Source organism: Azospirillum thermophilum (assembly GCF_003130795.1).
In the GTDB taxonomy this organism is placed as follows: Bacteria; Pseudomonadota; Alphaproteobacteria; order Azospirillales; family Azospirillaceae; genus Azospirillum; species Azospirillum thermophilum.
Genome location: NZ_CP029359.1, coordinates 101,083 through 121,828 on the forward strand (window position 1 = coordinate 101,083; position 20,746 = coordinate 121,828).

General features: G+C 67.4%; 19 protein-coding genes. 10 read left to right on the forward strand and 9 right to left on the reverse strand.

The genetic code is table 11. From position 1 onward, the window contains the following. Positions 1–73 precede the first annotated feature (73 nt). The 3 genes from DEW08_RS29900 to DEW08_RS29910 form a co-directional block, all read right to left on the reverse strand. Positions 74–3,199, reverse strand: a complete 3,126-nt coding sequence (locus tag DEW08_RS29900) for a carbohydrate-binding domain-containing protein (protein WP_109334333.1) — start codon at positions 3,197–3,199, stop codon at positions 74–76. Between the two features lie 338 nt (positions 3,200–3,537). Next, positions 3,538–4,098 (reverse strand): GNAT family N-acetyltransferase, encoded by a 561-nt coding sequence (locus DEW08_RS29905; RefSeq protein WP_109334335.1) that lies wholly within the window; start codon positions 4,096–4,098, stop codon positions 3,538–3,540. After that, positions 4,095–4,865, reverse strand: a complete 771-nt coding sequence (locus tag DEW08_RS29910; RefSeq protein ID WP_109334337.1) for an SDR family NAD(P)-dependent oxidoreductase — start codon at positions 4,863–4,865, stop codon at positions 4,095–4,097. The genes DEW08_RS29905 and DEW08_RS29910 overlap by 4 nt, the downstream gene beginning before the upstream one ends. A 177-nt stretch (positions 4,866–5,042) precedes the next feature. Here DEW08_RS29910 and DEW08_RS29915 point away from each other — a divergent pair, with 177 nt between their 5' ends. Beyond that, a complete protein-coding gene (locus DEW08_RS29915) occupies positions 5,043–6,143 on the forward strand; it encodes a 3-oxoacyl-ACP synthase III family protein (RefSeq protein WP_109334339.1) in 1,101 nt (366 codons plus the stop codon). Between the two features lie 58 nt (positions 6,144–6,201). Here the strand turns inward: DEW08_RS29915 and DEW08_RS29920 are convergent, their stop codons facing one another. Further along, positions 6,202–6,669 carry an RT0821/Lpp0805 family surface protein gene (locus tag DEW08_RS29920; protein ID WP_245987092.1) on the reverse strand — a complete coding sequence of 156 codons (468 nt, stop codon included), beginning with the start codon at positions 6,667–6,669 and terminating at the stop codon, positions 6,202–6,204. Between the two features lie 301 nt (positions 6,670–6,970). Here DEW08_RS29920 and DEW08_RS29925 point away from each other — a divergent pair, with 301 nt between their 5' ends. The 9 genes from DEW08_RS29925 (at position 6,971) to DEW08_RS29965 (ending at position 15,699) form a co-directional block, all read left to right on the forward strand. Beyond that, positions 6,971–7,942: a phytanoyl-CoA dioxygenase family protein gene (locus DEW08_RS29925; RefSeq protein ID WP_146214794.1), complete on the forward strand. Its 972-nt coding sequence runs from the start codon at positions 6,971–6,973 to the stop codon at positions 7,940–7,942. Between the two features lie 225 nt (positions 7,943–8,167). Further along, positions 8,168–8,902 carry an acylneuraminate cytidylyltransferase family protein gene (locus tag DEW08_RS29930; protein ID WP_168220571.1) on the forward strand — a complete coding sequence of 245 codons (735 nt, stop codon included), beginning with the start codon at positions 8,168–8,170 and terminating at the stop codon, positions 8,900–8,902. 3 nt (positions 8,903–8,905) lie between these two features. After that, positions 8,906–10,393, forward strand: coding sequence for a B12-binding domain-containing radical SAM protein (locus DEW08_RS29935; protein ID WP_109334347.1), 1,488 nt, complete (start codon positions 8,906–8,908; stop codon positions 10,391–10,393). Between the two features lie 6 nt (positions 10,394–10,399). Beyond that, complete coding sequence (locus DEW08_RS29940) at positions 10,400–11,017, forward strand: 3'-5' exonuclease (protein WP_109334349.1); 618 nt, start codon at positions 10,400–10,402, stop codon at positions 11,015–11,017. Between the two features lie 155 nt (positions 11,018–11,172). Further along, positions 11,173–12,408 (forward strand): class I SAM-dependent methyltransferase, encoded by a 1,236-nt coding sequence (locus tag DEW08_RS29945; protein WP_109334351.1) that lies wholly within the window; start codon positions 11,173–11,175, stop codon positions 12,406–12,408. A gap of 16 nt (positions 12,409–12,424) precedes the next feature. Next, positions 12,425–13,216 carry an SDR family oxidoreductase gene (locus tag DEW08_RS29950; RefSeq protein WP_245987093.1) on the forward strand — a complete coding sequence of 264 codons (792 nt, stop codon included), beginning with the start codon at positions 12,425–12,427 and terminating at the stop codon, positions 13,214–13,216. Then, positions 13,213–14,097 (forward strand): sugar phosphate isomerase/epimerase family protein, encoded by an 885-nt coding sequence (locus DEW08_RS29955; RefSeq protein ID WP_109334353.1) that lies wholly within the window; start codon positions 13,213–13,215, stop codon positions 14,095–14,097. The genes DEW08_RS29950 and DEW08_RS29955 overlap by 4 nt, the downstream gene beginning before the upstream one ends. A gap of 5 nt (positions 14,098–14,102) precedes the next feature. Continuing rightward, positions 14,103–14,879 (forward strand): SDR family NAD(P)-dependent oxidoreductase, encoded by a 777-nt coding sequence (locus DEW08_RS29960; protein ID WP_109334355.1) that lies wholly within the window; start codon positions 14,103–14,105, stop codon positions 14,877–14,879. Positions 14,880–14,907: 28 nt separating this feature from the next. Further along, positions 14,908–15,699 (forward strand): SDR family oxidoreductase, encoded by a 792-nt coding sequence (locus DEW08_RS29965; protein ID WP_245987094.1) that lies wholly within the window; start codon positions 14,908–14,910, stop codon positions 15,697–15,699. 106 nt (positions 15,700–15,805) lie between these two features. On the opposite strand, the gene istB is transcribed toward DEW08_RS29965, so the two are convergent. The 5 genes from istB to DEW08_RS29990 all read right to left on the reverse strand — a co-directional run bounded on the left by istB (position 15,806) and on the right by DEW08_RS29990 (position 20,745). After that, entirely contained in the window at positions 15,806–16,669 is an 864-nt protein-coding gene (istB, locus tag DEW08_RS29970) for an IS21-like element helper ATPase IstB (RefSeq protein ID WP_109324589.1), read from the reverse strand. Next, entirely contained in the window at positions 16,666–17,928 is a 1,263-nt protein-coding gene (istA, locus tag DEW08_RS29975; RefSeq protein WP_109325261.1) for an IS21 family transposase, read from the reverse strand. The genes istB and istA overlap by 4 nt, the downstream gene beginning before the upstream one ends. Positions 17,929–18,078: 150 nt before the next feature. Further along, positions 18,079–18,828 carry a phytanoyl-CoA dioxygenase family protein gene (locus DEW08_RS29980; RefSeq protein ID WP_109334359.1) on the reverse strand — a complete coding sequence of 250 codons (750 nt, stop codon included), beginning with the start codon at positions 18,826–18,828 and terminating at the stop codon, positions 18,079–18,081. A 23-nt stretch (positions 18,829–18,851) separates the two neighbouring features. After that, on the reverse strand, positions 18,852–19,613 hold the full coding sequence (locus tag DEW08_RS29985) for a TylF/MycF/NovP-related O-methyltransferase (RefSeq protein WP_168220572.1): 762 nt from the start codon (positions 19,611–19,613) through the stop codon (positions 18,852–18,854). Positions 19,614–19,659: 46 nt separating this feature from the next. Next, the gene (locus tag DEW08_RS29990) at positions 19,660–20,745 is read right to left on the reverse strand and encodes an HAD hydrolase family protein (RefSeq protein ID WP_146214796.1); all 1,086 of its coding nucleotides are present in this window, start codon (positions 20,743–20,745) and stop codon (positions 19,660–19,662) included. Position 20,746 lies beyond the last annotated feature (1 nt).

Here is a 20,746-nt window from a genome sequence, read left to right on the forward strand (position 1 = left end):
CGGCGCTGCCCGGCTCATGCCGGACCGCGCCGTCCTGCGTTCCGCCGACCGGGACAAGCCCGGAAGGGCCCGATCAGAAGAGATGATCGGGCGCCAGCTCGCCCTGGCCGGCGACATGGTTGCCCATGAACTCCCACTCCAGGTCCGAGATGCCCATGGCGAGCGCCTTGGAGCCCGCCTGCAGGCTGTAGTCGCCGGCCAGACGGTTGGTGAACAGCGGGTTGCCCAGCACGTCGCCGCTGCCGTAGGCCGGGGCGTTGGCGACGAAGTTCTTGTTGATGACCGGGTTGTTGGCGCTCCACAGCTCGACATAGTCGTCGAGCGGCAGCTCGCCGTAGACCAGGTTGCCGGTGATGGTGTTGTTGTAGGGCACCGCCTTCGCCCCGTGGGTCGGGCTGGCGCTGCCGACCCGGATGAAGTCCTCCTGGTTGCTGGCCAGGACGGCGAAATTGCCCTTCACCACGTTGTTGTCGCCGCCGTGGATGAAGACGCTGTTCCAGCCGGTCTCCTTGATGAAGTTCTGCGCCACGGTGGTGCCGCCGGACATGTCGTCGAGATAGATGCCGAAGCCCTTCTGGTCGTGCACCCACTGGCCGGACGTGCTGGTGGCGAGGCCGTGCGCCCCTTCGATGTAATTGCCGCGGATGATGGTGCCGGTGTTGACGCTGGAGCGCCCCAGCGTCTCGATGGCGCCGGCGTCGGCGGTCTCGCGGACGGTGTCGGTGACCCGGTTGTACTCGATCACGTTGTTGTAGTTGAGCGTCGTGTCGCTCCAGTTCTTCAGCGAGATGCCGTAGCGCGCGCTGTCCGAGATGTCGTTGTGCGAGATGACGTTGTTGCTGACGCCGGCTCCCATCACGCCGGCGACGTGCTTGTAGATCTCGCCGATGTGGGAGATGTCGTTGCCGCTGATGCGGTTGCCGTTGCTGCCGCCCGTCATGTTCACGCCGTGGCGGGCGAGATGCTCCATGTCGTTGCCGAAGACCAGGTTGTTGGACGACCCGTTCTTCAGCGCGATGCCGGTGCCGACGTTGAGGAAGTCGTTGTTGCTGATGTGGTTTCCGGACGCCTTGCTCAGCACCAGCGCCTCGCCGGTAGCCAGCGTGTTGGTGAAGGTCAGCCCCTCGAGCGTGACGCCCTTGGCCTCGGTCAGGCGGACCAGCGTGCCGAGCCGCGCGACCTCGACCCCCTCCTGCTGGAAGCTGGTGGGATGCTCCGGCTTGAAGACCAGCTTGCCGTCGGACTCCCGCCAGGCGAACTCGCCGGCCTTGTTGACGTGGCCCGGGTTGTCGAGCAGGCGGAAGGTGGCGCCGTTGTGGATCTCGAAGCCGGCCGAGCTCTTGAAGGTGAGGGTGCGGGTCGCCGTGTTGATGGAGGCGACCTCGACGATGGCGTCCTCCAGCCGCTCGAAATCCATGATCTGGATCCTGGTGCCGGGGGCGATGTCGCTGCGGGCGATCTCGGTGCCGTGGTAGCGCAGGGAGGAGCCGCGGGGACCTTCGGCGGCGGCATCGGCGAAGTACCAGCCGGCCGTCACGTCGTCATGGCTCCAGTTGCCCTTCTCGGCCAGACGCTGGCGCACGCCGCCGATGCTGAGGTCGAGGTCGGTCGCGGTGGCGAGCTTGGCCGAATAGACGCCGTTGCCCTCGCTGGTGAAGCCCTTGACCACCTGGCCGCCGCTCAGCGTCGCCTTCTCGCCGTTGTAGGCCTTGAAGCTGTGGCCGTTGTCCTGCGCCGTCAGCTCCAGCGTCTTGGTCAGGTGATAGGTGCCGCCGCGGACGTAGGTGGTGTCGATGCTGCTGGCCCGCATGGCGGCCTGCGCCTTCTCCAGGCTGGCGAAGGGGCCGTCGGTGCCGTCGGCGTTGGGGGCGGCGAGCTTGCCCGACCAGCTGTCCTTGCCGTTGGTGGCGACGTAGAAGGCCGCGGCGGCCGGCGGCTTGCTCGCCACCGTGCTGGTGAAGGTGCTGGCCGGCACGCTGAAGTCGAGGGCGCCGTTGGACAGCAGGGCGCGCGTCCCGGCGACCACGTCCTTGCCGTCGAGCGCCCCCTTGTCATAGACGACGCCCGTCGCGGTCGAGGCGATGGTGCGGCCATTCACCGTCAGGGAGTCGACGTAGAGGTTGCGGTCCTGGGTGCTGCTGTAGGCGTCGTTGTCGTAGACGACCTGGATATGGTGGGCTTTGGTCGGGTCGACCGCCGCCTTGAAGCTGTAGGTCTGGGTGGCGGCGGTGGCGTTGGCCTCGCCGACCAGATGCCCGTCGACCATCAGCTTGAAGTGGGCCGGAATGCCGTTGTAGGAGGTGCCGGAGGCCTTCACCGCCAGATCGATCATCTTGGTCGGGGTGTTGTCGTCCGACGGCTTCTGCACGACGGGGGCCGGGCCGTTGAAATAGCTCTCGGGCAGGCCGAAGGTCAGCGCCCCGCCCCAGAACAGCCCTTCCTGGCCCGGAACGACATACTGCGAGTCGACGGGTCCCTTGTCGTAGGAGGCGTACTGGCTGGTCGAGGCGACGAACTGCCCGTCGACCTTGATGCCCTTGACGAACAGGTCGCGGCCGGGGGCGTCGTTGGGATAGATGATCTGGATCTTGTGCGGCTCGTTCGGGTCGCCCTTGATCGTGAACTTGTAGTCGGTCGGGCTGGTCGCCTTGACGTCCACCTGCGCGACCAGCTTGTCGTCCACCAGCAGCTTGAACAGCGGGGGCACCCAGTGGCTGCCGTTGCGCCAGGCGGTGACCGTCAGGGCGTAGGTGTCGTCGACCGGGGCCGTCTCGGCCGGAACGGCCGGCGTGGGGAAGTGCGAGGCCGGCAGGTCGACGTTCAGCGCCCCGCCCCAATAGAGCCCTTCCTGCCCGGCGGTGACGTCGCGCCCGTCCAGGGCGCCGCGGTCGTAGCGGACGGAGCCGTGGGTGACCGGGATGTCCATGCCGTTGATCTCGAAGGACCGGACGAACAGGTTGCGGTCCATGCCGTTGATCAGCGCGTCGTTGTCGTAATGGAGCTGCAGCCGGTGCGCCTGGTCGGCGGCAACCTTGGCGGTGAACTCGTAACGGCCCGGCGTGGCCGAATTCACGCTGGCCTGGCCGATTTCCTGACCGTCGAGCCGCAGGACGAACCGAGGCCATACTCCTCCTGCAGCGGCCCCCCAGGCATTGATGGCGAACTTCACGTCGATCAGGCCGGATGTGGTCGAAGCCATAGGACTGCCCCTTCTCGTTTTCCTCGCCGGCTCATGCACCGGCCACGACAAAGGGACGTCCATTTGGTTAACTGGATCTTGCGGGTTATGGTTAAATTTTAGTTAATATACTGGTTTCCCGTGATAAAAAGCGGTCAATATTCCCTTGTTAACAGGAATGTCACAGCAGAACTCTACCGATCCGGGCGGGAAATCGAATGGTCCGTCAGGGAAAGGCGATCAAAAAGAGCAAAACCAGAAGCAGTTCCCAGCGAATTTTGCCCGTCCCTGCGACAATCTTTCCCATTCATTCCAATGTTGGTCACAGGCTCAGTCCGCATCCTGCAAACCATCACTCTTCACTCCCAGCGCCGCCCGTCCATGTCTTCGTAGATGGCGAAGCGGCCGCGCACGGTACGCCAGTCCTCGGCCAGCATTTCGAAGATGTGCAGGTCGATCTCCCGCCCATCCTTCACCACCTGGCGCGACAGCACGCCGACCGGGCGGTAGCCCAGCATGGGCTGGCCCTTCAGCAGGCGGGGGCTGTTGGTGCCCAGGATGTGGTTCACCACCTTGCGCAGCCCCATGGTGAAGAAGACGTGGTTCAGCATGTAGGCGAAGTTCAGCGGGGCGGCCCCCATGCGCCCCGCCCGCTCGCCGGTCAGCACGCCGATGGTGGCGATCTTCCAGGCGGGCTCGGTCACGGTGATGGAGACATGGCCGACCGGCACCCCGTCGACGCACAGCAGCCGGTGGACATAGTCGGTGCGCCCGGCGCAGCGGCGCAGCCAGGCCTTCTGCCGCTCGACGTCGTAGGGCACCTCGGTCAGCATCTGGCTGGCGATGTCGGGCCGCGTGCGCCAGTCGAGAATGAGCTGCGCATGCTCCTCCGTCGGCACGATGAAGCTGAGGCTGCTCATGCCGTGCGGCCGCCGTCCACGGTGACGATGGAGCCGGTCATCCAGCGGCTGGTGTCGGCCAGCAGGTAGGCGATCATGTGGGCGATGTCGTCGGGATGGCCGAAGCCCATGGGCTGCAGCCGGCGCAGATGCTCGTACTGCTCCCCGGTCAGCTTCTGCTTGCCGCGCTCGATCAGTTCGGTCTCGACGATGGAGGGGACGACGCAGTTGACGCGGATGCCGTCGCTCAGCAGCTCCACCGCCAGCCCCTTGGTGGCGGCGATGATGCCGCCCTTGCTGGCGGCATAGACGACGTTGCCGGGCGAGGCCGCCGTCGCGGCGGTGGAGGAGATCAGCACCATCGCCGCCCGCTCGGCATGGCATCCCTTCTGCCGCAGCCCGCGGGCGAGCGCGAGGGCGCTGCCCAGGTTGGCGTGCATCACCTCGTCGAAGAAGCCGGCCGAGAAGATGCGGATCGGCCGCAGCGTCTGGATGCCGGCGCAGTGCGCGATGCCGTCGAAGGGGCCGTCCGCCGCCTGCTGCTTCACCCAGCCGGGCACCGCCTCCAGATCCGACAGGTCGAAGGGGGCGACCGCATGGCCCTGCCCCTCCAGCCGCCCGGCGGTCTCCTCCAGCCGGCCGGCGTCGCGGCCGTTCAGCAGCAGCCGCGCCCCCAGCCTGGCCAGCACCACCGCCGTCGCCCGGCCGATTCCGGCCGACGCCCCGGTCACCAGGATGCGGCGGCCGGTCAGGTCCATGGGGTTGTAGGAGGGGGTCGGGATGGTCATGGCGGTGGTGGAATCCGGTTGTCGCGGGGTCCGGCCGACCATAGCACAGGCCGCCCGGCAGCCATGGTCATAGACGCTGCGAAATTTGCCTGTCGTTAGGGCATTTTGCCGTAGGGTGGCTGCCGGAGTCCGCCACACGGGATTCCCTCAAGGACCAGAGACGAAGGAACCGAGCCCATGAAAGCGACCATCGACGGTGTCCGGATCGCCGGCCTGCGCGCGGTGGTGCCGCGGCAGCGCCATTCCTTCGTCGAGGATCCCGGCCTCTTCACCCGGGAGGAGGCGAAGAAGCTCGCCGCCACCATCGGCGTGCAGGAGCGCCGAATCCTGCCGCGGCCCTACTGCGCGTCGGACCTGTGCGTCGCCGCGGCGGAGGGGCTGCTGGCGCAGCTCGACTGGGATCCGTCGACGGTCGAGGTGCTGGTCTTCGTCTCGCAGGACGCCGACTACGTCCTGCCCTCCACCGCCTGCATCATCCAGAAGCGGCTGGGGCTGCCGACCAGCACGGCGGCCTTCGACGTGCCGCTCGGCTGCTCGGGCTATGTCTACGGCCTGTGGATCGCCGCCCGGCTGCTCGGCGGGTCGAGCGCGACGCGGGCGCTGGTGCTGTGCGGCGACAATTCCAGCCGCTACCTGCATCCGGAGGACCGCGCCACCCTGCCGCTGTTCGGCGACGCCGGCTCCGCCACGGCGCTGGAGGTCGACGCCGGGGCTCCGCCCATTCCGCTGGTGATCGGCACCGACGGCAGCGGCGCGCCGCACATCTTCGTGAAGGCCGGCGGCAAGCGCGACTGCCTGATCCCGCCCGCCGTCTCCTGCGGCGAGCCCCCCCGCAGCGCCGAGGACGAGGCGCGGCTGGAGCGCGACGCCCGGCTGACGCTGAACGGGGCGGAGGTCTTCTCCTTCACGCTGCGCGCCGTGCCGCCGCTGCTGCGCGAGGCGATGGAGCATGCCGGCACGACGGTCGAGGGCATCGACTGGTTCGTCCTGCACCAGGCCAACCGCTTCATGCTGGAGCATCTGCGCAAGCGCGTGCAGATCCCGGCCGGGAAATTCGTCATCGACATGGAGCGCTACGGCAACACCAGCTCCGCCTCGATCCCGCTGGCGCTGTGCAGCAGCCTGGGCGACAGCCTGGCCGGCGGCCGGCGCAAGGTGCTGATGGCCGGCTTCGGCGTCGGCTGGTCCTGGGGCGCCATGGTCGCCGACATCGGCCCGGTCCCGACGCCGCAGGTCGCCGAGCTGCCGGACGACTGGCCGGTGCTGGCGGTGGGGTGAGGGACGTCCATATCGGACGATGATGAGCCGGCCGCCGCAGCCACGGCGGCCGGCACCGTCAGCCCACGATCTTCCACGACCCGTCGGGTTCGCGGCAGGCGGTTCCGTGCGCCTGCTCGGTGCGGCCGCCGACCACGATCGTTTGCTGGAACTCCCGGCAATAGGCGCCGCCCTGGGCATAGCCGTCACGCACCGGAACGATGGTCCCGTAGTGGCCGGTTTGAGGGTTGTTCCAGGTGATGCGCTCACCGATCGGGGCGCTGTATGCACGGGTCTCGGCTTGGCGGGCATACTGCTCGTCCGCCCGGTCGAGCGATGCACCGACCTCGCGGCCAAGGAAGGCGCCGAGCAACGTACCCACCCCCACGGCCACCAGCTTGCCGCTGCCGCCGCCGAAGCGCGAGCCGATCAAACCACCGGCGACGGCGCCACCGACCGTGCCGAACCCCTCCTTGGTTCCCATCGACCCGGTCTGGCAACCGGCGAGGCCGGTGGCCAACAGCGTGACAATCACGATGCCGGTCATTCTGGAGCGCATGATCAATCCCCTAGCGAAAAAAGCGGTGGTAAAGCCCAGCCTAAGTATATCGCCCCGGCCCGGCTCCGATCCAATACAGAAAGCACCGCATTCCAGCCGTACCCAATGGCTCTCCGGCAGGACAGGACGCCGAACCGCGGGCTTGGCCTGTGGCGACCGGTCGCCTTGTCAGGCAAGGGCGGGCATGCTAAGCCCCGGACAAGGCACGGGCGCCACGTCGCATGGAGCTGCCCCGCCCGTGACAGTGGCATGCAGGATACCCGACACCAGCATCGCCCAGGGAGGCCGCATGACTTACGGAACAGCGTTCGACCATGTCGTCGGCTCAAGCACGATGAACAGGATCGGGCTGCCACTCCTCCGCATTTCGCTGCTTTCGTCCGTTTACGACCGACTTCCGGTTCCCGAAGAGGCCGCCGCGGACACCAGTCTCGCCGACCTGAAGGCCATCCTGGACAGGGACGGCATCGTCGTTCTCCCCGACTTTCTTCCCGAGCCGGTCTTCGAAGCGGTGCGCCGGGAGTTCCACGCCTTCGACGAGACGCACAACCACGCCGAACCCGACCGTCACGGCACCGGCGTTGACTGGCGACACGCCGCCTGGAACTGGGCGAACGGCGACGGCGGCATGCCGACCATCCACGATGCCGTTGCCTCGAATCCCGTCGCGCGGCGGCTCATCATGCATGTCCTGCGGGCGCCTGTCCCGCCGGCGCTGCGGGTCAACCTTCAGCACCTGTCGCTGCCGCCGGACCGGGTGGACGACCGCGACGTCGAATGCGTGCTCCACGCCGACCGCCCTTTCCCGTGCGTGAAGGCGTTCTTCCTCGTCGAGGACTGCGCGGTCGAAGACGGCGCCTTTGTGTTCGCCCCCGGCACCCATCGCCTGACGCAGGAACGCCTCGCCTTCGAGCATGAGTTCGCGGTGCAGTATGCGCTCCAGCAGGAAGGCCGGCTGGACGAAGTCGATCCGGCCTTCCTGGAACGCAACCGCGTTACGCTGGACGAGGCCGCCCGCCGAACCCTGGACGTCCACCCGCTGAGCATCACCGGCCGTCGCAACACACTGATCGTCGCCAATGTCTGCGCCTTCCACGCACGCGGCCCCCTGACGCCGGGGCACAGCCGGTCGATGATCCGGATGCTCTGCTACGACTACCAGTTGCCTTTCTACTGGAAGGCGATCGCCGGCGAGCCGGCGCTGCAGCCGATGATCCCGATGCTCACGAGCGGTGCGCTGCAGCCGACGTCAGCCTTCTGAGGCTGCGGCGGCACCGCCGCTCCCCTCCACGCCATCCGGTCGCCGCCCGAAGGCCGGCGAGAGTCCTTGCGCCTGCCGAGGAACGCATGCTAAGCGAAATTCAGGATGGGCGAAATTTAGGATGGCCGGGTCACCTTCGGTCCTGAAACGGGATTAAGACCACCGGGACGGGAACGGCCCGAGCCGGGTAGCCCCTGCGCCGGGAAGGCCATGACGGAACCCCCCATGACAGAACCAGCATCCGGCCCCCGCATCGAAGCCATGGCGCTGATCCCGGCTCGCGGCGGTTCCAAGTCGGTGCCGCGCAAGAACGTGCGGATCGTCGGCGGCAAGCCCCTGATCGCCTGGTCGATCGAGGATGCGCTCAAGGCCACCCGCGTCACGCGCGTCATCGTCTCGACCGATGACGACGAGATCGCCGAGATCGCCCGCGCCTGGGGAGCCGAAGTGCCTTTCCGTCGTCCCGCGGAGATTTCCGGCGACGTCTCGGTCGACTACGACTTCCATCGGCATGCGCTGGAGTGGCTTCGCAAGGAGGAGGGATACGAACCGGAGCAGGTGGTGCTGCTGCGCCCGACGACTCCGGACCGTCACCCCGCGGTCATCGATGCCGCGATCGGACTGTTCGCCGCCCATCCCGAAGCGGACTCGCTGCGTTCGGTGTCACCCGCCAGCTTCTCGCCCTATAAGATGTGGCGGCTCCAGGAGAACGGCTATCTGACGCCCGTCGTCACCCTGGAAGGCCGGAGGGAATCGTACAACCTGCCACGCCAGCTTCTGCCGCAGGCATGGCACCATGATGGCTACATCGACATCACGCGACCTCGCACGGTGTTCGAACTGGGATCGGTCACCGGCTCCGTCGTCCTGCCCTTCATGATCCAGGACCAGTCGATCGACATCGACGTCGAGCAAGAGATCGACGAAGCCGATCGCGTCCTGTTGAACCGGCTGGACTGACGCATGGCAAAGGTCCTTCTCGTCAATCCCAACCGCTGGGGCCGCGGCATCACCACCATCTGGATCGCCAGCCATGCGGCCGTGCTGCGGGCACGTGGGCACGAGGTCCGGCTGTTCGACGCCACTTTCTACCGCAACTGGGCGCAGAACGAGATCGCCTACAATACGGCAAACCGGCAGTACCGCCCGACCGGCTATGACGGCTCCGTCACGGTCTGCGGCGAAGATGTCTTCGAAGCGGTCCAGCGGACGCTCGACGCCTTCGACCCGGATGTCGTGTTCTGGTCAGCCCTGTCGTCCCATATCCACGGCGAGGGTGAATACGTCAATATCCAGCACGGCTGCACCCTGATGCAGGAGCGGCGGACGCGGGCACTGAAGGTCGCAGGCGGGCTCCAGCCGACTGCCGAGCCGCAGGCCGCGCTCCACCGCTTCCCGGCTGTAGACCTGCTGATTGCCGGAGAATCGGAGTTCGTGCTGGCCGATCTGGTCGATTGCGTCGCGGCCGGAGCCTCTCCGGCGACGATCCCGGGACTGATCCGCCGGAGTCCCGACGGGGAGGCGGTCGTCCATCCCCGCCAGCCGATCATCGCCGATCTCGATGCCATCCCTTCCTACGACTACTCGTTGTTCGACGATCAGGTCTTCCTGCGGCCTTACAATGGCGCCGTCGTCCGCGCCGTCGATTACGAGATGTCGCGCGGTTGCCTCTATTCCTGTACCTACTGCGTCGAAACCGTCATCCAGCGTTATTACGGGTTCGAACGGACCACCCCGCGCGGCGCCCTGACCGGGAAAGGATACCTGCGCTGCAAGAGCGCGGAACGGATCGCCCAGGAAATCACCGACCTGCACGAGCGCTACGGCATCACGTTGTTCCGTTGCCAGGACACCAACTTCCTGACCATCGACCGCCCGGTCCTGGCAAGGCTGGCCGACCTGATGGATGCGGCCTGCCTGCCGGTTTGCCTGTATATCGAAACCAGGCCGGAAGGCATCAATCCATCCTCGGCCGCACTCCTGAAGCGGTTGCGCGTGGACGGAGTGGGCATGGGGGTGGAGTTGGCGACCCAGTCCTTCCGGGAGGGCAGCCTGAACCGCTTCACCGACCAGGACCGCATCGTCGCGGCCTTCGACCTGCTGCGCCGGCACGGGATCCGGCGGACCGCCTACAACATCATCGGTCTGCCGGGGCAGGACGAGGACTCGATCCTGGAGACGATCGCGTTCAACCGGCGCCTTGATCCCGACAACATCACCGTCGCCTTCTATTCCCCCTTCTCCGGAACCAAGCAGCAGGAAAAGGCCGCCGAGGAATCCTACTTCAACGACTATGAGTTCGACCTCGACGCACAGCTCCGCACACTGAGCCGACATGACCGGCTGACCGCCGAACTGCTGCGCTTCTACAAGGAGAATTTCGTCCGGCTGGTGCGGGAAGGAACCGACGATCTGGCCGCATTGAAGCATCACGCCGGGCTTGGAGGCTGATCGCCGGTGCCGACGCTCGACCTGCCTCCCGATCCCGTCGCGGATGCGCTGCCGGCAACCGGGCCGCTGGTGATCGTGGATCTCGAGTGGACGGCCTGGGAAGGGTCCCATGCCCGGGGCTGGAGCGAGCCCTGGGAATGGCGGGAGGTCATCAACATCGGTGCGGTCCGTGTCGATGCCGGGGCCGGCTTCCGCGAGACCGATGCCTTCGACACGTTGGTTCTGCCGGTGCGCAACCCGGTCCTGTCGCCCTACATCACGCGCCTTACCGGCATCACCAATGACCGCCTTGCGGCGGAGGCCATCCCATTTTCCAAAGCCATGCATCGCTTTGCCGCCTTTTGCGCGGACGGGGCGCCTGTGGTTATGAACGGTTACGACGGCCTGATCCTGCGCGAGAACTGCGCCCTTGCCGGCATTCCCGAGCCCCCCGTCCTTCGGCGGACGGTGAATCTGCGGCCGCTGCTCGCCCGCGTCCTCGGTTGCGAGGCCTCCCTGGTGGTAAGCGCCTTGCTTCCCGACCTTCTCGGGATAGCCGGACCGCCCCATCGCCATGCCGGCATCTGGGACGCCCGCGCCATCGCCGCCGCCTTGACCGAGTTGCGCCACCGGGGATTGGTCTGAAGAAGCCTGTCGCCTTGACACATGAGTTCCGCCCTTGTTAGCGTAACAACTTGAAGAGTTCTTGCCTTTTCTTGCAGAACCAACAGGAAATCGCCATGCAGACCGCACGTTCTTCGTGTCAATACTTTATAAATTTCAAAGACCGGACGTGCAGCGTGGCCGAGTACATGGCCTCCAGCGCCTATCAGGCGGCAGTCCTGGAAGGTACGGTGGGCATCATCGACCTGCGGCTGGACACCGGGACTTGGCGGATTGCCGGGCGCTTTCCCTGCTTCAAGGGGGACTCGGCGATCTGGATTCCTTTCGAGCCCGCCCGTGGCCTCAAGCTCGTCTTCGGCGAGGGCAAGGTGAACCACGACGTGCTAGACAGGCTGCGCGGCGTGGAGTCCCCGGCATTGCCCAGGCTTTACGACGTGTTCGACGTTGATATCGAGTACACGCCGCCCCAGGGCGTCCCTGCGGACGAGGCCGGCGCGGCCTCCATGCCCGCCGTGGCGCTGGTCATGGAAAATTGCCAGGAAGGACCTCGCTTCTACTCCAGCAACTGCAGCGTCAACTTCCCGCACATCGAGGAGTGCGTGAAGGAGTTCGCACGGCTGCAGCTTGTGCCCATCGACGACTGGACGAAGCTGACCAACATGGTCGGCGGGCGCGTCGTCGATTGCCAGGAGTTCCGTCACCTGCCCGAGCGTTACGCGTTCGACGACACGGGCTTCGACCGGCCGGCCCTGAAAAGCTACGTGGACGCGTTCGTCGACCGGATCAACCGCCACTGCGTCGCCAACGGCATCAAGCCTTCGGGACCGCCGACCTACCAGGGCTTCCGGTTCCGCAGCGGCTACGAGATCCCAGGCTACTCCTCCGACGGGCTGGAATATGATTCCTACCGCAAGCTGCCATTCGTGCCGCTACAGGGCGTCACCGGCAAGCGGGTCCTGGAACTGGGATCGAATCTTGGATTCTTCCCATTCCAGGCGGCCATCCATGGCGCCGCCGAAGTGACCGGCGTGGAGCTTCTGGAGGAAGAGCACGGCTTCGCCAGGACGCTCAACGAGCGCTTCTTCCGCTTCGACAATGTCGAGTTCCTGCGCGCCGACCTCCTCGACTTCGTCGCCGGCGTCAGCAAACCCTACGACCTCGTGCTCCTACTGTCGGTGATCCATACGGTCTTCCCCGGCTACACCCAGCCGGAGCTCGATGCCTTCTTCGCCCGCATGGCATCAATCACCACGAGCTTCTGCTTCGAAACCCCGGTCTATTACCGCCTGATGCCGGGAGGCCCGGAATACGTCGCCCAGGTGCTGCAGCGGCATTTCCGCGTGGTCCGGCTGGTCTATGTCTACAAGGCCTACAAGATGGGGCAGCGCGCCATCTTCTTCTGCTATTCCTGAGAGAGGGCCGCGGACCATGACCGTTCCCGCCGGGGAAAAGCCGGACCTGCCGACGCGCGGGCGCATGGCGAAGCTGTTCGCGCTGGACGGCCGGGTGGCGCTGGTCACCGGCGCATCGCGCGGTATCGGCCGGGCCATCGCGGAAGGATTGGCTGACGCGGGCGCCACGGTTGTCGGCGTCGGGCGGACACCGGCCAGCGACCTGCCGGAGACCGCGTTCCTGTATCGAAGCCTCGACGTCACCGATGCCGATGCGGTAGCGGCCTTGTGCAAGGAGATGGCCGGGCGGTTCGGCCGGTTCGACATCCTGGTCAACGCCGCCGCCATCTCGCTGAAGCCGGCTCCGGACGCCACGGGGCGCCTTGCCGCCTTCGACGCTACGCTGAATGCCAACCTGCGCGCCCCTTACGCCTGCTGCCTCGCCGCGGCCGAGCAGATGGATCAGGGGGGCTCGATCATCAACGTGACCAGCATCAACAGCGTGCTCGGCTTCCCCGGAAACCCGGGCTACGTGGCAGCCAAGGGCGGTTTGCGGCAGTTGACCCGGGCCCTGGCGGTCGATCTCGGCCCCCGCGGAATCCGGGTCAACAATCTGGCTCCCGGCTATGTCCGGACGGCGATGACCGAGGCCAGCTATTCGGACCCGGCTCTGCACGCGCAGCGGTTGCGTCACATGATCCTCCCCCGCTGGGGGGAGCCGGCCGATCTGCAGGGGGCCGCCGTGTTCCTCGCATCGGAGGCATCGGCCTACGTAACCGGACAGGATCTCTTTGTCGACGGCGGCTGGACCGCCAAAGGACTGACATGACGACAGACGACATGACGACGGACGAGGCGCCAGGCGGTCGTGCGGTCATCGGGATCATGCAGGGGCGGATGCTGCCGCCCTTCGAGGGCCGTTTCCAGGCCTTCCCGGCCGGGCAGTGGGAGCGGGAGTTTCCGCTCGCCGCAGATGCCGGGCTCGACTGCATCGAGTGGATCTACGAAGTGCCGAACGAGCACGCCAACCCGCTCGGCAGCGAGGCCGGGATCATGGCGATCCGCCGCTGCGTGAAAGAAACCGGGGTGACGGTCCGTTCGATCTGTGCCGACTACTACATGGTCCGCCGCCTCGTCGCCCCGGACGGAACGGTGGATAAGGACGCGCTTGCCCACCTGACAGGGCTGATCGGACGGGCGCGTATGGTCGGTGCCCGCCACATCGTGCTGCCCTTCGTCGACTCCTCGCGGCTGGCAACCCCGAAGGAGGTCGCGGGCGCCGCCGCCGCTCTGACCACGGCTGCCCCGGCCGCCGCCGATGCGGGCATTGAACTGCACCTGGAGACCGACCTGCCGCCCGCAGCCTTCGCCGGCCTGCTTGAGCGCATCGGGCATCCGATGGTGCGGGCCAATTACGACATCGGGAACAGCGCCTCCCTCGGTTACGAACCGGCGGAGGAACTCCGGGCCCTGGCTCCCTGGCTGGGCAGCATCCATGTGAAGGACCGGCTTCACGGCGGCGGTACCGTCCCGCTCGGAACCGGGTCCGCCGACTTCCCGACCTGCTTTCGCGGGTTCCGCGCCGCCGGATATGACCGGCACTACATCCTGCAGGCTGCGCGCGGCGAGGCCGGGGACGAAGTGGCGTGGGCGCGTGCGAACCGGCGCTTCGTCGAAACCCGTCTCGCCGAAGCCGCGGCGGAGGCGTAGCCGGCATGGACCTGCATCTGGCGGACAAAGCCGTTCTGGTGACCGGGGCCAGCCGCGGCATCGGGTTGGCCGTCGCCCGCACCTTCCTCAAGGAAGGCGCCCGCGTCGTCCTGACGGCACGCGGCACGGAGGGTCTGGCCACGGCGCAGGCCGTACTGGAAAGCGAAATCCCCGGCGCCCGCATCGCAACGATCGCTGCCGACATGACCGACGCCGAGGCCATCGACCGGGTCGTCCGGCAGGCGGAAGACGCGCAGGGGCCGCTGGAGGCGGTCGTCGCCAACGTCGGCAGCGGAACGAGCCGCGCAGGGGTCGTGCTGGACCGCTCCGACTGGACCCGGGGGCTCGACGCCAATCTGGTGGGAGCGATGCTGCTGGCGTCACGCGTCCTGCCCGGCATGACCGCGCGGGGAAGCGGCAGCCTGACCTTCATCGCCTCCATTGCCGGAGTCGAGGCGATCAACGCGCCCGTCATTTATTCGGCAGCCAAGGCGGGCCTGGCCATGGCGGCGAAGACCCTGGCCCGCCAGGTTGCCCGGCAGGGTGTCCGGGTGAACGCCGTAGCTCCCGGCAACGTGCTGGCTCCCGGCGGCAGTTGGGAGCGCAAGATGGCGGAACGCCCGGAGTGGTGCGCGCAATACATCGATGCCGAGGTTCCGCTCGGCCGTTTCGCACGGGCGGAGGAGATCGCCGACATGGTGGTGTTCCTGGCCTCTGCCCGTGCCAGCTTCATGACAGGATCGATGGTGGTGGTGGATGGCGGACAAACACGCAGCCTCTGAAGACCGCAGTCTCCGGACACTCTTCGATATGACCGGGCGCACGGTCGTCGTCACCGGTGGTGCCGGGCTGCTCGGGCGCCGTCACGCGGCCGCCGCGGCCGAACTGGGGGCGACGGTCGTCCTCCTGGATCTCGACGGCGAGGCCGCAGCCGCAGCCGCGGCCGGGCTGCCGGGCGCCATCGGGCTTGCCTGCGACATCACCCGGCCCCCGGCGGTCGAGGCGGCCCTGGCATGCATCCTGGATAGGACGGGCCGGATCGACGCACTGGTCAACAATGCGGCCAACAATCCCAAGGTCGAGGACGGAGCCGGCGGCGGCCACTGGTCGCGATTGGAAAACCTGCCGCTGGAGGTGTGGAACCAGGACATCGCGGTGGGGTTGACCGGCGCCTTTCTGTGCTCGCGCGTCTTCGGCTCCCGGATGGCGGAGGCCGGGTCCGGCGTGATCCTGAACATCGCTTCGGACTTGGCCGTCATCGGACCGGACCAAAGGCTCTACCGTCAGCCTGGCCTCACGGACGACCGGCAGCCCAGCAAGCCGGTCACCTATTCGGTGGTCAAGGCCGGCCTGCTCGGGTTGACGCGCTACCTTGCCACCTACTGGGCGGAGCGGGGTGTGCGCTGCAACGCCCTGCTGCCCGGAGGCGTATCCAACGGCCAGGACCCCGCCTTCGTGGCACGGCTCGCCGAACGCATCCCCTTGGGGCGCATGGCCGAGCCCGACGAATACAAGGCCGCCGTGGCCTTCCTGATCTCGGACGCCTCATCCTACATGACAGGCGCCACCGTCTCGGTCGACGGCGGGCGCACCTGCTGGTGAGCGCCGGTGCGGCCGGCTGCGACCGGCCGCATCCGGCACCGGTGTCAATGCTGAACGGGGCTTCCTCAAAACGGCTGGACGAAAATTCCCCAGTTAATCCGGCGGTTCACGGGTTGGCGGCGACTTCTGTCGGGCGATGTTTGGGTGGCCGGCCGCGGCGCCGAGGAGCAGCGGCAGCGGGCTGAACCGCCGGGCGGGCGGTGAAGGGGTCGGGGATCAGATCAGCATGCCGACGCAGCCGGTAACTGGCGCCTTCGATCCGCACGACGACGGCGTGGTGCAGCAACCGGTCCAGCAACGCCGTGGCAACCACGGTGTCGCCGAACACCTCGCTCCACTCCGAGAAGCCGCGGTTGGAGGTCAGGATCATGGCGCCGCGCTCGTAACGGGCGTTGACCAGCTGGAAGAACAGGTTGCCGCCGCCGGCGATCACCGGCAGATAGCCGATCTCGTCCACCACCAGCAGCTGGGGCCGGCACAGGAAGCGGATCCGCTCGCGCAGGCTGCCCTCCCGCTCCGCTTTGGACAGCGAGCTGACCAGGTCGGCCAGCGTGGTGAAGTAGACGCTCCGTCCCGCCTTCACCGCCTCGACGCCCAGGGCGATCGCCAGGTGCGTCTTGCCGCAACCCGGCTGGCCGAGGAAGTGCACCACCTCGTGGCGGTCGATGAAGTCGAGCTGCGCCAGGGTCAGGATGCGGTTGCGGTCGAGTGAGGGCTGGAAGGAGAAGTCGAAGCCAGCCAGCGTCTTGATGTCGAGCAGGCGGCTCATCTTCAGCGCCGTCTTGACCCGACGCCCCTCGCGCAGGCTCAACTCGGCGTCGAGCAGGGCGTCGATGGCCTCCAGGGCGGAGATCTCGCCGCGTTCGAGCTGGCGCAGCAGGTGCTCCAGCACTTCGAGCGCGCGTGGCATCTTGAGGCCGACGAGGTGGTGGCGGATGCGATCGAGGGTGGAGGCGGCTCCCGTGCTCATCGCGCCACCTCCCCGTCGGCGAGGCGCCGGGCGATGGCGTCGTAGATGGCCAGCGAGCGCGGCGTCACGACGTCGGACGTGGATGGTGGAGGCGCCACCCCCTGGCGCGGTGTGGTGCTGTTGGACGGGGGCGGCAGGGTGCGGTGGCCCTCGGCGATGCGGCGCTTGCCCCGGCCTTCCTGGACGGGATGGGCGGCGATGAGGCGGCCATCCTCCAGGATGTGCACCTCGTTGGCGGTGAGCTGCACCTCGACGCTGCGGCGCCGGGTGCCGTCGGGCACCGAGTACAGGTTGCCGCCGACGGAGACCATGCCGTCCTTGGTGATCCGCCGGTCGAGACCGAGCACGGCGGTGTAGGGGCCGGCCGGCAGCGGCTTGAGGGCGAGGCGCTCCTCGGCGAAGTGCTCGGCGACGATGCGGCCGGTGGTGCCGTGCACCCGGCGGTTGGCCACCTGGTCGAGCCACTGGGCGAACTGGGCGTTGAGGTCGTCAATGCTGCGGAAACTGCGGGCCAGGAAGAAGTCCTCGCGCACGTAGCGGAACGGCCGCTCGACCTTGCCCTTGGTCTTCGCCCGGTACGGCTTGCAGGCCTTCGGCAGGAAGCCGTAGTGCGCCGCCAGCGCCAGAAGCTTGGCGTTGTAGGCGATGCCCTTCTCGTCGACCTCGCCCAGGACGGCGGTCTTCATGCGGTCATAGAGGATCTGCTCGGGCACGCCGCCAAGCGCGTCGAAGGCGGCGACGTGGCAGCGCAGCACGGTGGCGAGGTCCTGACGCGGGACGAAGCGGCCCCACATCATGCGGCTGTGGCCGAGCACCAGGGAGAAGAGCCAGACCACGCGCTCGGCCCCCGGCTCGTCGGTGAAGGTGGTCTTGAAGAAGGCGAAGTCCACCTGCGCCTGCTTGCCGGTCGGCGTCTCGAAGCGGCGCTCGAAGGTGAGGTCGGGTGGCGGGCGGACGGTGCGCAGGAACTCAGTGACGGTGGAGTAGCCGCCGGTGAAGCCGAGGTCGCGGACCTCGCGCCAGAGGCGTCGCCCGGTGAGTTCAGGAAAGCGTGCGACGCGCTCGCGCAGGTAAGCCTCGAAGGGGCGCAGGAGCGAGGGGGCGGGTTGGCGTGGTTTGTAGGCGGGCGGCTCGAGACCGCGTTCGATGTACTTGCGGACCGTCTTGCGGTCGCGGCCGGTGCGGCGGGCGATGGCGGAGACGGACAGCCCCTGCCGGGCGAGGTCCAGGATCATGACAAGCTCCCCAAGGGTGACCACCGACACCTCCAGCATGGCCTCGTGCCAGTACGGGATATCGGTGGTTGGCGCCCGGTGCCGGGGCATGCCCCGGCACCGGGCTGTCACGCCGGACTGAGGAATTTTCGGCCAGCGCTTTTGAGGAGCATCCGCTCAGCAGCTACAACCGGTTCAGTACATGTCGGCCGAGAATTTCAGGTTGGCCGGCAGGTCGCAGGCTGCGATGTAGCGGAAGATGCCGGTCACCCTCGTCCGGTTGGTGGCGTTGTGGTTCGACCGGTGCAGCATGTTGCCCTGGAACACCACGGCGTCACCGGGATCGGCGATGCAGACATGTTCCCGATGGCTGGCTGCAATGGCCTCGGCATCGTGAGGCAGCAGATCGGTATAGCCGCGCGGCCGGCTGATCTTCCTGTACGGCAGGCGGCCCAGCCGGTGGGAGGCGGCCAGGACGCTCATTGCGCCGTTGTCCACCGTCGCGGGATCGAGGAGCGGGCACCAGAAGGTCATGACGTCGCCGGGCAGCCCCGGCATGTAGGAGTTCTCCTGGTGCCAGTTGTAGGCGAGCCGGCTGTCACGCGGCGGGCTGAACAATGCGATGGTGTCGATGCTCAGTACCGGCAGATCGGCACCGGAAATGCGCGCCGCCACGCCGGCCAGATGAGCCGACAAGGCCGCAAAGGCGGGAAGCCGGGGTGCTGCAAGATAGAGACGGTACAACGCCTCCTGGTTCTCGCGGTCGAGCCGGCTGCAGGACAGCCCCAGGTCACCCTCGTCCACGCCGGTCAACGCGCACAGAGCGGTCAGTTCGCCCACCACCCGGGAGACGAGGTCCCGCGGAAGGACATTGCGCAGGATCAGAAAGCCATCCCGCTCATAGGCGGACAGGTCCGTATCGATCCCCCAGGCAATATCGGTCATGGTCGGTCGGCTCCCCGGCACGGTCACTTGCGGCGCAGATACATGGTGGGCATGCGGCTGAACGGAATGTGCCCGGTCTCGTAGAGATGCCCGTACTCGCGCAGGAACTCGACGGCGGCGGTGCCCTCGCCGGCCCAGGCCTGGCTCATCGCTTCGTCGAAGACCACGAGTCCGCCCGGCAGGATCCGGTCATGCACGAAGCCGAGCGCGGCCTTGGTCGGCTCGTACAGGTCGAAGTCCAGGATCGCCATGCTCAGCATCACGTTGGGATGCCTGTCCGCGAAGGCCGGAATGGTTTCGCGCGCGTCCCCGACGACCAGATGCACCCACTCCTCATAGCCGAAGAAGGAGATCATCCGCTCCAGCCGGGCACGGTCGCCCTTGTACATGCCCTGATATTGGCCGTGCGATGCCGCGGACGGATCGCGGGTATCCTTCTCGGTCACGTCGGTCAGACCGACGAAGCTGTCAAAACCGTAGAGGTGCTTGTAGGTGTTCGGCTGCAGAAGCCGCAGGAGCTTGGCGACCAGCAGCAGGTTGTTGCCGTTCCACACGCCGAACTCGGCGATGTGTCCCGGGGTGCCGGCGCTGAGCTTCACCAGTTCGAACATCGCCATGGCCCGCGCGATCGTCTGCTCGCCCGCCAGTAGGCCGAAATTGTCAATCGGATCCCAGAAATCGGGCTTCTGCAACTCCTCCGCCAAGGCGCGACGCTTGCGCCGGTACTCGAAGTTCTCGCCTTCGAATTTGTCGGTAAACTTCTGGATGCCGTCGATGATCTGCATAAGCGCGTTCCTCCTCCGCCCGCCTTTCCCGATCCTGCAGGCCGCCTCAGGACACGGCCATTTCCCGAAGGAGATGGTCGGCCAACGCACGCACCGCCCCGTCGCCGCCCGGACGCGGCAGAACCAGCCGCGCATAGGGCAGGACATCGGGATGGGCATCGGCAACCACCACCGGCAGACCGACCAGGCGCAGACAATCCAGGTCGTTCACGTCGTTGCCGACATAGGCCACATCCGCCGGATCGATCTTCCGCCCGGCAAGCAGCGCGGCCAGGTAGGTTCCCTTGTCGTCCACCCCCTGGTGGCATTCCATCCGCAGCTTGCGGCAGCGGGCCGCCACCACTGGATTCCGTTCGGTCGACAGAACCAGCATCGGTACGCCTGCCTTGCGCAGCCGGTCGATCCCCAGGCCATCGCCACGGCTGCAACGTACCATTTCGCTCCCATCCTCGCCGACCGTGACGCGATTGTCCGTCATCACCCCGTCGAAGTCGAAGACGATCAGAGCCGGCCGCTGCGGCAAAACGGCCGGCAGGGCATAGGGCGGGCGGGTGATCAGGGCCTCCACCGCCGCCCGGCCTTCGGCGGTGTCGGCCCGCAGCGCACTGGGGGCCGCCATTTCAAAGGGAATGCAGCGACCCGCCGGGCGGCCGTCCGGACGGACGGCCCGCAGGTCGCGGAGCACCGCCAGGGCCCCGGTCTCCTCGAGCAGGCCGGAGCCCGTGCCACCCAACCAGCCCGGAAGCCGGCGCCGCACGGCGCCGACGACCGCATCGGCATCGGAAGCGTGGAGCAGCGCCACCGCGGCGCGGATTTCGTCCGGCCGGCGCAGCGGCGTCACGGGATCGAGCAGGACGGCAACGGCATCCGGCACGATCGGGGCCAGGGACCTGTCGCCGGGCCAGCGGACGGATTTGGCTCCATGGGCGCGGGCAAGCGCCGCGACACCCGGATCGTCCGTAACCACGATGGCGTCATCGCAGCCGGCCGCCAGGGCCTGCCGGATGGCATGGGCCGGAAGTGCCAGGCCTGCAGCAAGCGGGCGCAGCGGATCGTCCGGCATGCCAGACGTGGTCTCCGGCACGGGGACGAGTGCGATGACGGAAGGCGATCCGCTTGCCGCGAGGTTCACG

Bases quoted from the DNA above. Each gene is read 5' to 3' on its own strand.
- DEW08_RS29900 (WP_109334333.1), bottom strand. From the start codon at position 3,199: ATGGCTTCGACCACATCCGGCCTGATCGACGTGAAGTTCGCCATCAAT.
- DEW08_RS29905 (WP_109334335.1), bottom strand. From the start codon at position 4,098: ATGAGCAGCCTCAGCTTCATCGTGCCGACGGAGGAGCATGCGCAGCTC.
- DEW08_RS29910 (WP_109334337.1), bottom strand. From the start codon at position 4,865: ATGACCATCCCGACCCCCTCCTACAACCCCATGGACCTGACCGGCCGC.
- DEW08_RS29915 (WP_109334339.1), top strand. From the start codon at position 5,043: ATGAAAGCGACCATCGACGGTGTCCGGATCGCCGGCCTGCGCGCGGTG.
- DEW08_RS29920 (WP_245987092.1), bottom strand. From the start codon at position 6,669: ATGACCGGCATCGTGATTGTCACGCTGTTGGCCACCGGCCTCGCCGGT.
- DEW08_RS29925 (WP_146214794.1), top strand. From the start codon at position 6,971: ATGACTTACGGAACAGCGTTCGACCATGTCGTCGGCTCAAGCACGATG.
- DEW08_RS29930 (WP_168220571.1), top strand. From the start codon at position 8,168: ATGACAGAACCAGCATCCGGCCCCCGCATCGAAGCCATGGCGCTGATC.
- DEW08_RS29935 (WP_109334347.1), top strand. From the start codon at position 8,906: ATGGCAAAGGTCCTTCTCGTCAATCCCAACCGCTGGGGCCGCGGCATC.
- DEW08_RS29950 (WP_245987093.1), top strand. From the start codon at position 12,425: ATGACCGTTCCCGCCGGGGAAAAGCCGGACCTGCCGACGCGCGGGCGC.
- DEW08_RS29955 (WP_109334353.1), top strand. From the start codon at position 13,213: ATGACGACAGACGACATGACGACGGACGAGGCGCCAGGCGGTCGTGCG.
- DEW08_RS29960 (WP_109334355.1), top strand. From the start codon at position 14,103: ATGGACCTGCATCTGGCGGACAAAGCCGTTCTGGTGACCGGGGCCAGC.
- DEW08_RS29965 (WP_245987094.1), top strand. From the start codon at position 14,908: ATGACCGGGCGCACGGTCGTCGTCACCGGTGGTGCCGGGCTGCTCGGG.
- istB (WP_109324589.1), bottom strand. From the start codon at position 16,669: ATGAGCACGGGAGCCGCCTCCACCCTCGATCGCATCCGCCACCACCTC.
- DEW08_RS29980 (WP_109334359.1), bottom strand. From the start codon at position 18,828: ATGACCGATATTGCCTGGGGGATCGATACGGACCTGTCCGCCTATGAG.
- DEW08_RS29985 (WP_168220572.1), bottom strand. From the start codon at position 19,613: ATGCAGATCATCGACGGCATCCAGAAGTTTACCGACAAATTCGAAGGC.